The organism is Enterobacter cloacae complex sp. IR5403, assembly GCF_049238705.1.
In the GTDB taxonomy this organism is placed as follows: Bacteria; Pseudomonadota; Gammaproteobacteria; order Enterobacterales; family Enterobacteriaceae; genus Enterobacter; species Enterobacter hormaechei_C.
On sequence record NZ_JBMKHP010000002.1, the window covers coordinates 345,894 to 360,991 of the forward strand.

Genomic DNA, 15,098 nt, shown 5'->3' on the forward strand with positions numbered 1-15,098 from the left:
GAACATTATTTATAAGCAGACTGGTGAACGCCCACCGCACGTCCTGACGGATCGTTCATCGCTTTGAAGGATTCATCCCATTCAATGGCTTTAGCAGAAGAGCAGGCGACCGAAGGACCACCCGGTACGCACTCGGCTGCGCTTGGAACCGGGAACAGCTCCTCAAAGATCTCACGATACAAATACGCTTCTTTCGAGGCTGGCGTGTTGTACGGGAAACGGAAGCTCGCAGTTTCCAGTTGTTGATCAGAAACCTGTTTCGCCGCCACCTCTTTCAGGGTGTCGATCCAGCTGTAACCCACGCCATCCGAGAACTGCTCTTTCTGACGCCACGCCACGCTCGCCGGCAGGTAGGATTCAAAACATTCACGCAGGATATGTTTCTCCATTTTGCCGTTGCCGCACATTTTGTCCTGCGGGTTGATGCGCATCGCCACATCAAGGAATTTCTTATCGAGGAACGGCACGCGGGCTTCCACACCCCAGGCGGACATCGCTTTGTTGGCGCGCGCGCAGTCAAACATGTGCAGCGCCTGTAGCTTACGCACCGTTTCTTCATGCAGCTCTTTGGCGTTTGGCGCTTTGTGGAAATAGAGGTAACCGCCAAACACTTCGTCAGAACCCTCGCCGGAGAGCACCATCTTGATGCCCATTGCTTTGATCTTCCGCGACATCAAATACATCGGCGTGGAGGCGCGAATGGTGGTCACATCATAGGTTTCAATGTGATAGATCACGTCGCGGATCGCATCCAGACCTTCCTGTACGGTGAAGTGAATTTCATGGTGCACCGTGCCGAGATGATTCGCCACTTCCTGGGCGGCTTTCAGGTCAGGTGCCCCTTCCAGACCCACGGCAAAGGAGTGCAGCTGCGGCCACCAGGCTTCAGAGCGCTCCTGATCTTCCACGCGACGTGCGGCGAATTTCTTGGTGATCGCGGAGATCACGGAGGAGTCCAGACCGCCGGAGAGCAGTACGCCGTAGGGGACATCTGACATCAGGTGGCTTTTCACTGACTCTTCCAGGGCCTGACGCAGTTCGGCTTTGTCCGTCACGTTGTCTTTCACCGCCTCATAATCAAACCAGTCGCGCTGGTAGTACGGGCGGATCTCGCCGTCTTTACTCCACAGGTAGCTACCTGCCGGGAACTCTTTGATGGTGCGGCACACCGGTACCAGGGCTTTCATTTCTGAGGCAACGTAGAAGTTGCCGTGCTCATCGTGTCCCATGTACAGCGGGATAATACCGATATGGTCGCGGCCAATCAGGTAAGCGTCTTTTTCGCTGTCGTACAGGGCGAAGGCGAACATCCCTTGCAGGTCGTCGAGGAACTCCGGGCCTTTCTCCTGATACAGCGCCAGGATCACTTCGCAGTCTGAGCCGGTCTGAAACGCGTAGCGATCGCCGTACTCGGCGCGCAGCGCCTGATGGTTGTAAATTTCACCGTTAACAGCCAGCGCGTGCGTTTTTTTCTCGTTATACAGCGGCTGTGCGCCAGCGTTGACATCAACAATGGAGAGACGTTCGTGAGCCAGAATCGCTTTATCGCTGGCGTAAACGCCTGACCAGTCCGGACCGCGATGGCGCATCAGGCGGGACAATTCGAGTGCTTTTTTACGCAGTTCGCCCGCGTCAGTTTTAATATCCAGTACGCCAAAAATAGAACACATAACCTTCTCCGTTAACCCTGTTGCGTTGTGATGTTGCTTGCTTATGAAAATGCCGCAAAAGGGGGAGGGGGCGCAAGCGTTTTACCGATGAAAACGTAAAAAGTGCAATGGCAATTGCCGAATCTTAAAAAAAGAGTATGTCTTAAGCGATTCTGTTGATGATTTCTCAATGAATGGCTGGTTTCGTTAGATGAAGTGATGTTTTCAGTCGGCAGAAATGAAAAACCACGCCCTGGGGCGTGGTTCTGAATCAAATAACGTCGATTTCGTCGACAGAGGGGTAAATCCAGCTTGGCCGGAACGGCATCGTATCAATGTCATCAAGCTGTGAAACGCCAGAAAGCACCAGGATGGTTTCAAGCCCCGCCTGGAAGCCAGCCAGAATATCGGTACGCAGGTTGTCGCCCACAATGACGGTTTCTTCTGAGTGTGCCTGCATCGTATTCAGTGCGGCGCGGATGATCCACGGGCTCGGTTTACCGACAACAAACGGCTTACGACCCGAGATTTTTTCGATACCGGCGCAAAGCGCACCGCAGGCGGGATAAAAACCACGACCGTGCGTGTCCGGGTTGGTGGCGATAAAACGCGCACCGTTGGCGACAAAGTAGGCTGCCTTATGCATCATCTCCCAGTTAAAGGAGCGCGTTTCGCCCACGATGACAAAGTCCGGGTTCACGTCGGTGATGGTGAAGCCCGCTTTATACAGCTCGTGGATCAGCGCACCTTCGCCAACCACATAGGCTTTTTTGCCTTCCTGACGCTTCAGGAAATCCGCGGTCGCCATCGCAGAGGTATAAAACACGCTGTCCGGGACGTTGACGCCTGCGGTAGCAAAGCGGTTTGCCAGATCCTGACCAGTCTGTGAAGGGTAGTTCGTGAGAAGAACCAGTGGCATTCCTTTGTCGATGATGCGGTGAAGAAACTCCGCAGCACCCGGCACGGCAACGTTGTCGTGCATCAACACGCCGTCGATATCACAAATTACATTCTTAATGGTCATGGACAATCCGACATCTAAAAAAGAAGGCGTTACTATAAGGTCCGATCAGGATTCCAGCAAATGTTGCAGCAGGATCCCGTTCAGCATGGCGCGTTTTACCAGGGCGAATGCGCCAATTGCCGAGCGGTGATCGAGCGTAGATCGCACCACCGGCAAATTCTGGCGAAATGCCTTCAGCGCCTGGGTATTGATGCAGCCTTCAATGGCGGGCAGTAACACTTTTTCGGCTTCAACGATCTCGCCGGCAATCACCACTTTTTGCGGATTAAACAGGTTGATGGCAATGGCGATGGTCTTACCCAGGTGGCGTCCTACCTGTTCGATCACTTCGCAGGCCAGCGCATCGCCTTTGTTTGCCGCTTTGCAGATGGCGCCGATCTTACACTCGTCCAGCGTGACGCGGCTCTGGTAACCCTGCTCCAGCAGATGGCGAACGCGATGTTCAATGGCGGCATTGGCGGCAACGGTTTCAAGACAGCCAAAGTTACCGCAGTGGCAACGCTCGCCAAGCGGTTCCACCTGGATATGACCAATCTCGCCTACGTTACCGTTACGACCAATAAAAATGCGGCCATTCGAGATGATGCCCGCACCTGTACCACGGTGAACGCGCACCAGAATAGAGTCTTCGCAGTCCTGGCTCGCACCAAAGTAGTGCTCCGCCAGCGCCAGCGAGCGAATATCGTGACCAACAAAGCAGGTCAGCTTGAAGCGCTTTTCCAGCGCCTCAACCAGCCCCCAGTTCTCTACCTTAATATGTGGCATGTAGCGAATAACGCCGCTTTCCGGGTCAACCAGGCCGGGCAAAATCACCGAGATGGCGATGAGTTCACGGATCTTGCGCTGACAGCTTTCGATAAAATGCGCAATGGTATTCAGCAACGCGTGTTCAAGCGTCTCCTGCGTGCGCTCAGGAAGGGGGTAGTGTTCTTCGGCAATGGCCTTGCTGCTCAGATCGTAGAGCGTAAGCGTGGTGTCATGACGTCCTAAGCGAACGCCAATGGCTTGAAAATTGCGGGTTTCCGTGACGATGGAAATCGCGCGGCGGCCACCGGTGGAGGCCTGCTGATCAACTTCTTTGATCAGGCCGCGCTCAATAAGCTGACGTGTAATTTTTGTCACGCTGGCGGGAGCAAGCTGGCTTTGTTCGGCTATCTGAATGCGTGAGATTGGCCCGTGCTGGTCAATCAGGCGATAAACTGCCGCGCTGTTAAGTTGTTTAACGAGATCGACATTACCGATTTGAGCTTGTCCGCCTGGTGTCATACTTTTACTTACTCAGTGACGACCTCGTTACCATTAACGATGGTCTTAATAATTTTATAATCGTGTGTGAACGCCGTCAGGTTTGCAACCATACCTGGCGCAATACCGCCGAGCTGTTTATCAACGCCAATGGCGCGCGCCGGATAAAGCGTGGCCATGCGCAGCACTTCCTCAAGCGCGATGCCGCAATGTTCAACGAGGTTACGTACCCCTTCGATCATCGTCAGAGAAGAACCGCTCAGCGTGCCGTTCTCATCCACACACAGTCCATTCCGGTAGTATATTGTTTTACCAGCAAAAATGAACTGGTCAATATTCGCCCCTGCCGGAGCGGTAGCATCCGTGACCAGGCAGAGCTTTTCGCCTTTCAGGCGTTTGGCGTTGCGGATGTTGGTGTAATCGACATGCAAACCGTCGGCGATAATGCCGCAGTAGACGTCTGGTTCATCCAGAATTGCGCCAACCAGTCCCGGTTCGCGGCCAGTAATATAGGGCATCGCGTTATAAAGGTGTGTGGCAAACGTAATCCCTGCGCGGAAACCGGCCTTCGCCTCTTTCAGCGTCGCGTTCGAATGGCCCGCAGACACCACAATCCCGGCGGCGGCCAGTTTGCTGATAACGTCCGTGCCGGTCATTTCCGGTGCCAGCGTGACTTTGGTGATCACATCGGCATTGGCGCACATGTAATCCACCAGCTCGGCATCCGGTTTACGCACGTAGTTTGGGTTATGGGTGCCTTTCTTGACCATGTTCAGCCAGGGTCCTTCCAGGTGCAGGCCCAGCGCCTGATTCGGATGTTTTGCCAGGTATTCGCGCATGACGCGGATACCCTGTTTCATCAGGTCATCGCTGCTGGTGATCAGCGTTGGCAGATAGCTGGTGCAGCCCGATTTCTCGTTGGCTTTTTGCATGATTTCCAGCGTTTCAACCGATACCGCCTCTGCGGTATCGTTAAACTGGACACCGCCGCAGCCGTTGAGCTGTACGTCGATGAAACCGGGGGAGATTACTGCTCCATTGAGGGAACGCTGTTCGATCTCCGGCGGCAGTTCCGCCAGCGGGCAAACACGTTCAATCAGGCCATTAGCGATTACAATCGCATGGTCATCCAGAATTTCATGGCCGGTATAAATCCGACCGTGGGTTAAAGCGTACATATCGACCCCCGGTTAAAAAAAGCGACCGCCCCGGATAAAAGAGGCGGTTATTCAATTACAGACCTTTGATGTTCTCAGCTTCCAGCTCGTTGAAGTATTTCAGCGTTTTCACTTTCAGCTCCATAGTGGACGGTTCGTCACACACGACAACCGCTTTTGGATGCAGCTGTAAGCAGCTGATCGTCCACATATGGTTCACGTTGCCTTCAACGGCAGCCTGAAGCGCTTGCGCTTTCACCGCGCCCAGCACCAGAATCATCACCTCTTCGGCATCCAGCAGCGTGCCCACGCCCACGGTCAGCGCGTATTTAGGCACCTGATTGACGTCGCCGTCAAAGAAGCGGGAGTTAGCCACGCGCGTATCATGGGTCAGCGTTTTAATACGGGTACGGGAAGCCAGTGAAGATGCCGGTTCGTTGAACGCGATATGACCATCGTTGCCTACGCCGCCCATAAACAGGTGGATTTTACCGTAGGAACGGATTTTTTCTTCATACTGACGGCATTCTGCGTCAATATCAGGCGCGTTTCCATTCAGCAGGTTAATGTTTTCAGCCGGAATATCAACGTGATCGAAGAAATTACGGTGCATAAAGCTGTGGTAACTTTCCGGATGTTCCTTCGGCAGGCCGACATATTCGTCCATGTTGAAGGTCACAACGTGTTTAAAGCTAACCTGGCCCGCTTTGTGCATTTCAACCAGAGCTTTATACGCGGTCAGGGGCGTGCCGCCGGTTGGAAGACCGAGAACGAAAGGACGATCGGCTGTGGGTTTGAACGCGTTGATGCGGTTAACGATATGACGAGCAGCCCATTTTCCGACTTGTTCAGCTGTTGCCAGGGGAATCAGTCTCATTATTCACCTCTAAAGTTTAAGTAAAAGTGGGCGGATGATTAGTGCAACCTGAACTAAGCGTAACCTGGAACCTTTCAGGCCGGATCAATCCGTCTTGATTTTTTGAATGATAAAATAAGTTTTCGTCGTTAGCCAGTGAAAGGGAGGGTTTAATACGATATTTGGTGACAATAATCACAAAAAATAGGTGTTTAATTTGCGATACGAATTAATTTTTCACACACTCACACTGCCAGTGAATCATCAACTGTATCTATCGTTCGTGACACAATAAAAACATAGTTTATGCGCGAGTCTTAACAAAGGGTCTCGTAGGGGGAATAGGATGAATATTTTAGGTTTTTTCCAGCGCCTCGGTAGGGCTTTGCAGCTCCCTATCGCCGTGCTACCGGTTGCAGCGTTGCTGCTGCGATTCGGGCAACCCGATCTTCTTAACGTGCCGTTTATTGCCCAGGCAGGCGGCGCAATTTTTGACAACCTGGCGCTGATTTTCGCCATCGGTGTGGCGTCAAGCTGGTCAAAAGACAGCGCTGGTGCCGCGGCACTGGCAGGGGCTGTCGGTTACTTCATCCTCACGAAAGCGATGGTAACCATCAACCCTGAAATCAACATGGGTGTGCTGGCAGGTATCATTACCGGCCTGGTCGGTGGCGCCGTGTACAACCGTTGGGCAGGTATCAAACTTCCTGACTTCCTGAGCTTCTTCGGCGGTAAACGTTTTGTGCCGATTGCGACGGGCTTTTTCTGTCTGATCCTCGCCGCCATCTTTGGCTACGTTTGGCCACCGGTGCAGCATGCTATCCATGCGGGTGGCGAGTGGATCGTGTCTGCGGGCGCAATGGGCGCGGGCATCTTCGGTTTCATTAACCGTCTGCTGATCCCAACCGGTCTGCATCAGGTACTGAACACCATCGCCTGGTTCCAGATTGGTGAGTTCACCAACGCGGCTGGCGCGGTATTCCACGGTGATATCAACCGCTTCTACGCAGGCGACGGCACCGCGGGCATGTTCATGTCTGGCTTCTTCCCAATCATGATGTTTGGTCTGCCTGGCGCGGCGCTGGCAATGTACCTGGCTGCGCCGAAAGCGCGTCGCCCAATGGTTGGCGGGATGCTGCTGTCCGTTGCGATCACCGCCTTCCTGACCGGCGTGACCGAGCCACTGGAATTCCTGTTCATGTTCCTGGCTCCGCTGCTGTATCTGATGCACGCGATCCTGACCGGTATCAGCCTGTTCGTCGCAACCCTTCTGGGTATCCATGCTGGCTTCTCCTTCTCCGCAGGCGCCATCGACTATGTGTTGATGTACAACCTGCCGGCGGCAAGCAGCAACGTCTGGATGCTGATGGTGATGGGTCTGATCTTCTTCGTTATCTACTTCGTTCTGTTCAGCGCGGTTATTCGTATGTTTAACCTGAAGACGCCGGGCCGCGAAGATACGAAAGATGATGTTGTGACCAGTGAAGCCAACAGCAATACCGAAGAAGGTTTAACCCAGCTGGCAACCAGCTATATTGCCGCTGTGGGTGGCACCGACAACCTGAAAGCGATCGATGCCTGTATTACCCGTCTGCGTCTGACCGTAGGTGACTCCGCGCGCGTGAGCGATGCAATGTGCAAACGCCTGGGTGCGTCTGGTGTGGTGAAACTGAACAAACAAACCATCCAGGTAATCGTGGGTGCGAAAGCCGAATCTATCGGCGATGAAATGAAAAAAGTGGTTGCCCGTGGGCCGGTCGCTGCCGCCTCAACGGATAACGCGCCAGTGGCTGACGCGCCGGTTGCAAAACCGCAGGCTGTGCCAAACGCGGTGACCATCGCTGCGCTGGTTTCTCCGGTGACAGGTGACGTTGTTGCGCTTGAGCAGGTGCCTGACGAAGCGTTCGCCAGCAAAGCGGTCGGTGACGGCGTGGCGGTGAAACCTACGGACAAAACCGTGGTCTCTCCGGCAGCCGGTACTATCGTGAAAATCTTCAACACCAACCACGCGTTCTGCCTGGAAACGGAAAAAGGCGCGGAGATCGTAGTCCATATGGGTATCGATACCGTTGCGCTGAACGGTCAGGGCTTTACTCGCCTGGTGGAAGAGGGCGCAGAAGTGGCGGCAGGCCAGCCGATTCTGGAAATGGATCTGGACTTCCTGAATGCCAACGCGCGCTCCATGATAAGCCCGGTAGTGTGCAGCAACATCGACGACTTCAGCGGTCTGGTGATCCAGGCGCAGGGGCAGGTAGTTGCAGGCCAGACGCCACTGTATGAGATTAAAGGCAAGTAATCGCTCCTGAGTAGAGTTATGCCTTTAGCGGCGGGGGATATCCTCCGCCGCTTTTTTTTGCAGCAATTGCCCCCATTATTTTCTTCCGGGACGTTTTAAGGGTTGTCACTACGTCCGGCTTATAAGATCATATGCCGTTATACGTTGTTTACGCTTTGAGGAATCCACGATGAGTGAGGCAGAAGCCCGCCCGAGTAACTTTATTCGTCAGATCATCGATGAAGATCTGGCCAGTGGTAAGCACACCACAGTCCACACGCGTTTCCCGCCGGAGCCAAATGGCTACCTGCACATTGGTCACGCCAAATCGATCTGCCTGAACTTTGGTATTGCGCAAGATTACCAGGGGCAGTGCAACCTGCGTTTCGATGACACCAACCCAGTAAAAGAAGACATCGAATACGTTGAGTCGATTAAAAACGACGTGCAATGGCTGGGCTTCAACTGGTCTGGCGATATCTGCTACTCCTCAGACTATTTCGATCAGCTGTATGCCTATGCGGTTGAACTGATCAACAAAGGCCTGGCATACGTCGACGAGCTGTCTGCTGACGAAATCCGTGAATACCGCGGTACGCTGACTCAGCCTGGCAAAAACAGCCCGTTCCGCGATCGTAGCGTGGAAGAGAACCTGGCGCTGTTTGAAAAAATGCGTGCCGGGGGCTTCGAAGAAGGTAAAGCGTGTCTGCGTGCCAAAATCGATATGGCGTCTCCGTTCATCGTGATGCGCGATCCGGTGCTGTACCGCATTAAGTTCGCTGAACACCACCAGACCGGTAACAAGTGGTGCATCTACCCGATGTACGACTTCACCCACTGCATCAGCGATGCGCTGGAAGGCATTACGCACTCTCTGTGCACGCTGGAATTCCAGGACAACCGTCGCCTGTACGACTGGGTGCTGGATAACATCACCATTCCTGTGCATCCGCGTCAGTACGAATTCTCTCGTCTGAACCTGGAATACACCGTGATGTCCAAGCGTAAGCTGAACCTGCTGGTCACCGACAAGCACGTTGAAGGCTGGGACGACCCGCGTATGCCGACCATCTCTGGCCTGCGTCGTCGTGGCTACACCTCGGCGTCCATTCGTGAGTTCTGCAAACGCATCGGCGTTACCAAGCAGGACAACACCATCGAAATGGCGTCTCTGGAATCCTGCATTCGCGAAGACCTGAACGAAAACGCGCCGCGCGCGATGGCAGTGATCGATCCCGTGAAACTGGTTATCGAAAACTATCCGCAGGGCGGAAGCGAACGGGTCTCGATGCCTAACCATCCTAACAAACCGGAAATGGGCACCCGCGACGTGCCGTTCAGCGGTGAAATCTGGATCGATCGTGCCGACTTCCGCGAAGAAGCGAACAAGCAGTACAAGCGTCTGGTGCTGGGCAAAGAAGTGCGTCTGCGTAACGCCTATGTGATCAAAGCCGAGCGCGTAGAGAAAGATGCGGAAGGTAACATCACGACAATCTTCTGTACGTACGACGCAGAGACGCTGAGTAAAGATCCGGCGGATGGCCGTAAAGTGAAAGGTGTAATCCACTGGGTGAGCGCGCAGCATGCGCTGCCGGTTGAGATCCGTCTCTACGATCGTCTGTTCAGCGTACCTAACCCAGGCGCTGCGGAGGACTTCCTGGCGGTTATCAACCCTGAGTCACTAATTATCAAGCAGGGTTATGCCGAGCCGTCTCTGAAAGCCGCTGAAGCCGGTAAAGCGTTCCAGTTCGAACGTGAGGGTTACTTCTGCCTGGACAGCCGTTACAGCACGGCAGAAAAACCGGTATTTAACCGTACCGTCGGTCTGCGTGATACCTGGACTAAGATCGGCGAATAATAACGCTGCCCTGGTCAATGAGAAACAAACGCCGCGTAATGCGGCGTTTTTTTATTTAACGATCATGTCGTTAGGCATCGGGATAATCATTTAAAGCCAACATTCCAGGTCAATGTGGTGCTACTTATTTTATTTAAAAAAGTTTGTTGTTTTCCAAAAAGAGAAACGCTGAAAAATATATTCACAATATCAATGTTACTTACTGAAAATTAGCGCATTCCCCCGCCAGTACTCGCTTCCCGGTAAATGTTACAAAGCACTACGAAATATGTGCTCTTCGTCATAATCCTGACTTTTGCCTGATTAAAAGCATTGATAATTCGCGTCGCGAAAAATAACCTAAAGACGGTAGTTAATTCGAGGGTATTTCTGACTACCCCTGACCACTTGGTCTTTTCTGTTTTTCGCCGTTTAAGGCGTTTTAATTCGTCAAAGAGGAATAATCTATGCGTACGTTCAGTGGCAAACGTAGTGCGCTGGCGCTGGCTATCGCCGGTGTAACAGCAATGTCGGGCCTGGTGGTTGCGCCAGAGGCAAAAGCAGCAGGTTTCATTGAAGATTCTACCCTTACGGGCGGTATTTATTACTGGCAGCGTGAGCGTGACCGTAAAGACGTCACTGAAGATAAATACAAAACCAACCTTTCTCACTCGACCTGGAACGCCAACCTGGATTTCCAGTCGGGATATGCTGCCGATATGTTCGGGATCGATATTGCAGCGTTCACCGCAATTGAAATGGCCGAAAATGGCGACAGCGGCCATCCGAACGAAATTGCGTTCTCCTCCAGCAATAAAGCCTACGATGAAGACTGGTCCGGCGATAAAAGCGGTATCAGCCTGTATAAAGCGGCTGCAAAATTCAAATATGGCCCGGTCTGGGCGCGTGGGGGTTATATCCAGCCAACCGGCCAGACGCTGTTAGCGCCGCACTGGAGCTTTATGCCAGGCACCTATCAGGGGGCGGAAGCCGGTGCTAATTTTGACTACGGCGATGCGGGGGCGTTGAGTTTCTCCTATATGTGGACCAACGAGTACAAAGCGCCGTGGCACATTGAGATGGACAAGTTCTATCAGAACGATAAAAAAACCAAAGTTGATTATCTCCACTCGCTGGGGGCGAAGTACGACTTCAAAAACGATCTGGTGCTGGAAGCTGCTTTTGGTCAGGCTGAAGGCTATATCGATCAGTACTTTGCTAAAGCCAGCTACAAATTTGATATCGCGGGTAGCCCGCTGAGCACCAGCTATCAGTTCTACGGTACGCGCGACAAGGTCAGTGATGGCAGCGTAAATGATATCTATGACGGCACCGCGTGGTTACAGGCGCTGACCTTCGGCTACAAGGTAGGTCAGGTTGATTTACGTCTGGAGGGAACATGGGTCAAGGCAGAAGGGCAGCAGGGCTACTTCCTGCAACGTATGACGCCAACCTACGCCTCTTCCAATGGTCGTCTGGATATCTGGTGGGATAACCGCTCTGACTTCAACGCCGACGGCGAAAAGGCAGTCTTCTTCGGCGCAATGTATGACCTGAAGAACTGGAACCTGCCTGGCTGGGCAGTGGGGGCGTCTTACGCGTACGCCTGGGATGCGAAGCCAGCGGATATGGCTACGCCAGACGCCTACTACGATCCGAACTACCGTCTGAAAGAATCTTCATACAGCCTGGATGCGATTTACACCCTTCAGGAGGGCCGTGCGAAAGGCACGATGTTCAAACTGCACTTCACCCAGTATGACAACCACTCCGATATCCCGAGCTACGCGGGCGGTTACGGCAACATCTTCCAGGATGAACGTGACGTGAAATTCATGGTCATTGCGCCATTCACAATCTTCTGATGAACACGCTGGCGGGGGAGATCCCGCCAGCATGGAGACTGCACATGATGAAAAAAATGGTAATCGTTGCGCTGCTGGCATCGGGGCTGGTGGCGTGTGCGCAGGATCAGGCGCAGAAAGAAGACACGCGTCTGAAGGAGGCGTATAGCGCCTGTATTAATACTGCCGAAGGATCGCCGGAGAAAATTGAAGCCTGTCAAAGCGTGCTGAATGTGCTGAAAAAAGAGAAAGCGCACGAGCAGTTTGCGACGCAGGAAAATGTTCGCGTGATGGATTACCAGGCCTGTATCCAGGCGCGGAAAACCGGTAACGATCAGGAAGTGGCGAAGCGTTGCGATAAGATCTGGGACGAGATTCGCAATAACAATAAATAAGTTGCTTTACGCCCGGTAAGCGCAGCGCCACCGGGCTTTTTTCAGGCAAAAAAAAGCCAACCTTACGGCTGGCTCAGAGTATGAACACTCACTTATTTTGCGTCGTGCGCATGTTCATTTTCGCGGCAATCCCCTTCAGCGCAGTGACCGTACAGGTACAGGCTGTGGTTGGTCAGGCGGATGCCATGACGGGCGGCGATTTCACGCTGGCGTGATTCAATGGAATCATCGCTAAATTCAATGACCTTGCCACAGTCGAGGCAGATCAGGTGATCGTGGTGGTGCTGCTGAGTCAGCTCGAACACGGATTTACCGCCTTCGAAATTATGACGAGTAACAATACCCGCGTCATCAAACTGGTTCAGCACACGATAGACGGTTGCCAGCCCAATCTCTTCACCCATATCGATAAGACGCTTATAAAGGTCTTCCGCACTGACATGGTGATTGTCTGGCCCCTGAAGCACTTCAAGGATTTTTAACCGAGGAAGCGTTACTTTCAGGCCAGCTTTCTTTAATGCGGTATTGTTGTCAGTCATGCGGAATCTGTCCTGTTGCTAAACGATTCACTTCAAAAGAAGAAGTGACAGAAAATGCACTTGGGATAATGCGTCTCATTATAGAACTGCCATGGCTAAATGAAAACTGCAAGTCTCAAGCAAAGTATGCTTATAAAAACGTGGTATCACCAACAAACTTGTTCGATGGCACCCACTTTTTACCAGGGGGATATTGTACAGGTCTGGGCGAAAAAGTTAAAAGTTTGTAGCAATTAATTTAATCGGTTTTACCTGGAAAACGGGCGCAACCGGAGTTGCGCCGCAGGGATATCAGGCGTTAAGGATATCGTCCAGGTTCAGCTCTTCACGAACCTGCTTAACCCATTTTTCTACACGCTCAGCGGTCAGCTCTGGCTGACGGTCTTCATCAATGGCCAGGCCAACGAAGTGATCGTCATCTGCCAGACCTTTGGACGCTTCGAAATGGTAACCCGCCGTTGGCCAGTGACCGACAATCGCCGCACCGCGTGGCTCAATGATGTCGCGAATAGTGCCCAGCGCATCACAGAAATACTCAGCATAGTCTTCCTGATCGCCACAGCCAAACAGGGCAACCAGCTTGCCGTTGAAGTCTACTTCTTCCAGCGTCGGGAAGAAATCGTCCCAGTCACACTGTGCTTCACCGTAGTACCAGGTCGGGATGCCCAGCAGCAGGATGTCATAGCCCTCGAGATCTTCTTTGCTGCTCTTGGCGATGTCATGCACATCAGCAACGTCTTTACCGAGCTGTTTTTGAATGTTTTTTGCGATATTTTCAGTATTGCCGGTATCACTGCCAAAGAAAATGCCGATGATTGCCATGAGTAAAATAACCTCTTGAAACTTAATGGTATGGTGGCGCAAATTGTCCACGGATAAGGGCAATAATAGCAGAACAGGCAACCCTGCGGAAACAGCTATCACGCAGGACTGCACTCTGTGCTACATGAAAAAGGTAATATTGGGGATTTTCTGACTCACGCCTTGCCGCGTAACGTCTCAAGCTGGGCGATCAGCATCTCTTCGATCAGTTCGCTGCGGCTGATGTTGCGCGCATCAGCTAACTCGTTAAGCGCATCGACGGCATCGGCATTCAGCTTCAGTTCGACACGCTTAAGCCCACGATTTTTATCGCGTTTAAGCTGGTTGCGTTTATTGATACGCAGCTGTTCATCGCGCGAAAGCGGATTCGTTTTCGGTCGTCCCGGTCGACGCTCATTCGCGAACAGATCTAGTGTCGTACGGTCCGTTTGTTCTTTGGCCATGATTCTGAGACTTCGGGGGAAACACGCCGCCCTGCTAATGCCCGGGCGATAAGCGCGCCATCATACATCACCCAAATCCACACGCCAACGACTGGAAGCCCGTCGTCTTCCGGTCGCTGGCTTTTTAATCAATTCGCTGTATCAGTAAGATAGCGGCGAATGGCGCGCAGGACGGCATCCGGTTTTTCCGCGTGTACCCAGTGCCCGGCACCGGCAATGACGTGAGCGCGAGCCTGAGGGAATTGCGCCAGCAGCGTGTCACGGTACGCGTCAGTGACGTAAGGGGAGTTGCCGCCGCGAATAAAAAGGGTAGGGTGCGGCCAGGCGGGGACGGTTTCCCAGCCCACAATATGCGAATACTGATCCCACAGTACCGGGACGTTAAAGCGCCATTGTCCGTCAACAAACGATTTCAGCAGGAACTGGACCACGCCTTCTTCATCAAGATGCTCACGCATAACGGCAGCCGCCTGTTGGCGGGTTGCGACACCCGCTTCGGTGACCGCATTGATGGCGGTAAAAATCTCATCATGACGGCGAACGTCGTAATTGACGGGCGCAACGTCGATGACCACCAGCCCGGAAATTCGCTCAGGTGCCAGCGCAGTGAGCGCCATCACCGCTTTGCCGCCCATTGAATGCCCGATAAGCGTCGCTTTCTGGATATTATTCGCATCGAGGGTGTCCCGCAGATCCTGCGCCATGGCTGCGTAGGTCATCTCCTCCGAGCGTCCAGAAAGACCGTGATTGCGCATATCAACCTGGAGGATCGCGTGATCGGTCACTAAATCGCGCGCCAGCACGCCCAGATTATCCAGGCTACCAAACAGGCCGTGAACCAGTACGATGGGAGAATTATTGTTCGGCGATTGTGCAGTTTGCGCTCGGGTATTCAATTTCATGGCAAAGTTCTTTTTTTAGGTTTGTCAGGTTAGGGTATCATGTTGACCATTCTGCCGCCCGGGGGCAAGGATCCAGTTTAATCTGACTTTTGCCGCCAACCTGGTTTGAC

General features: G+C 53.0%; 13 protein-coding genes. 4 read left to right on the forward strand and 9 right to left on the reverse strand.

Annotated elements, in window-relative coordinates:
* Positions 1 to 5: 5 nt before the first annotated feature.
* The 5 genes from asnB to nagB form a co-directional block, all read right to left on the reverse strand.
* Positions 6 to 1,670, reverse strand: a complete 1,665-nt coding sequence (gene asnB / locus ACOTW6_RS04630; RefSeq protein ID WP_015571128.1) for an asparagine synthase B — start codon at positions 1,668 to 1,670, stop codon at positions 6 to 8.
* A 250-nt stretch (positions 1,671 to 1,920) separates the two neighbouring features.
* Positions 1,921 to 2,673, reverse strand: coding sequence for a ribonucleotide monophosphatase NagD (gene nagD / locus ACOTW6_RS04635; RefSeq protein WP_003858667.1), 753 nt, complete (start codon positions 2,671 to 2,673; stop codon positions 1,921 to 1,923).
* Positions 2,674 to 2,718: 45 nt separating this feature from the next.
* Positions 2,719 to 3,939: a DNA-binding transcriptional regulator NagC gene (gene nagC / locus ACOTW6_RS04640; protein WP_121479195.1), complete on the reverse strand. Its 1,221-nt coding sequence runs from the start codon at positions 3,937 to 3,939 to the stop codon at positions 2,719 to 2,721.
* Positions 3,940 to 3,947: 8 nt separating this feature from the next.
* On the reverse strand, positions 3,948 to 5,096 hold the full coding sequence (gene nagA, locus ACOTW6_RS04645) for an N-acetylglucosamine-6-phosphate deacetylase (RefSeq protein ID WP_121479194.1): 1,149 nt from the start codon (positions 5,094 to 5,096) through the stop codon (positions 3,948 to 3,950).
* Between the two features lie 55 nt (positions 5,097 to 5,151).
* Positions 5,152 to 5,952, reverse strand: coding sequence for a glucosamine-6-phosphate deaminase (gene nagB, locus ACOTW6_RS04650; protein WP_003858663.1), 801 nt, complete (start codon positions 5,950 to 5,952; stop codon positions 5,152 to 5,154).
* Positions 5,953 to 6,277: 325 nt separating this feature from the next.
* Here nagB and nagE point away from each other — a divergent pair, with 325 nt between their 5' ends.
* The 4 genes from nagE to chiQ all read left to right on the forward strand — a co-directional run bounded on the left by nagE (position 6,278) and on the right by chiQ (position 12,282).
* Positions 6,278 to 8,227, forward strand: a complete 1,950-nt coding sequence (gene nagE, locus ACOTW6_RS04655) for a PTS N-acetyl glucosamine transporter subunit IIABC (RefSeq protein WP_062932194.1) — start codon at positions 6,278 to 6,280, stop codon at positions 8,225 to 8,227.
* Positions 8,228 to 8,396: 169 nt separating this feature from the next.
* Entirely contained in the window at positions 8,397 to 10,064 is a 1,668-nt protein-coding gene (glnS, locus tag ACOTW6_RS04660) for a glutamine--tRNA ligase (RefSeq protein ID WP_045335806.1), read from the forward strand.
* Between the two features lie 446 nt (positions 10,065 to 10,510).
* On the forward strand, positions 10,511 to 11,908 hold the full coding sequence (gene chiP, locus ACOTW6_RS04665; protein ID WP_017694280.1) for a chitoporin ChiP: 1,398 nt from the start codon (positions 10,511 to 10,513) through the stop codon (positions 11,906 to 11,908).
* Positions 11,909 to 11,955: 47 nt separating this feature from the next.
* A complete protein-coding gene (gene chiQ, locus ACOTW6_RS04670) occupies positions 11,956 to 12,282 on the forward strand; it encodes a ChiQ/YbfN family lipoprotein (protein ID WP_062932311.1) in 327 nt (108 codons plus the stop codon).
* A 92-nt stretch (positions 12,283 to 12,374) separates the two neighbouring features.
* On the opposite strand, the gene fur is transcribed toward chiQ, so the two are convergent.
* The 4 genes from fur to ybfF form a co-directional block, all read right to left on the reverse strand.
* Positions 12,375 to 12,821: a ferric iron uptake transcriptional regulator gene (fur, locus tag ACOTW6_RS04675; RefSeq protein ID WP_003858655.1), complete on the reverse strand. Its 447-nt coding sequence runs from the start codon at positions 12,819 to 12,821 to the stop codon at positions 12,375 to 12,377.
* Positions 12,822 to 13,112: 291 nt separating this feature from the next.
* Positions 13,113 to 13,643, reverse strand: coding sequence for a flavodoxin FldA (gene fldA / locus ACOTW6_RS04680; protein WP_003858653.1), 531 nt, complete (start codon positions 13,641 to 13,643; stop codon positions 13,113 to 13,115).
* Positions 13,644 to 13,798: 155 nt separating this feature from the next.
* On the reverse strand, positions 13,799 to 14,086 hold the full coding sequence (ybfE, locus tag ACOTW6_RS04685) for a LexA regulated protein (RefSeq protein ID WP_003858652.1): 288 nt from the start codon (positions 14,084 to 14,086) through the stop codon (positions 13,799 to 13,801).
* Positions 14,087 to 14,214: 128 nt separating this feature from the next.
* Positions 14,215 to 14,988 (reverse strand): esterase, encoded by a 774-nt coding sequence (gene ybfF, locus ACOTW6_RS04690; RefSeq protein WP_032670343.1) that lies wholly within the window; start codon positions 14,986 to 14,988, stop codon positions 14,215 to 14,217.
* Positions 14,989 to 15,098 lie beyond the last annotated feature (110 nt).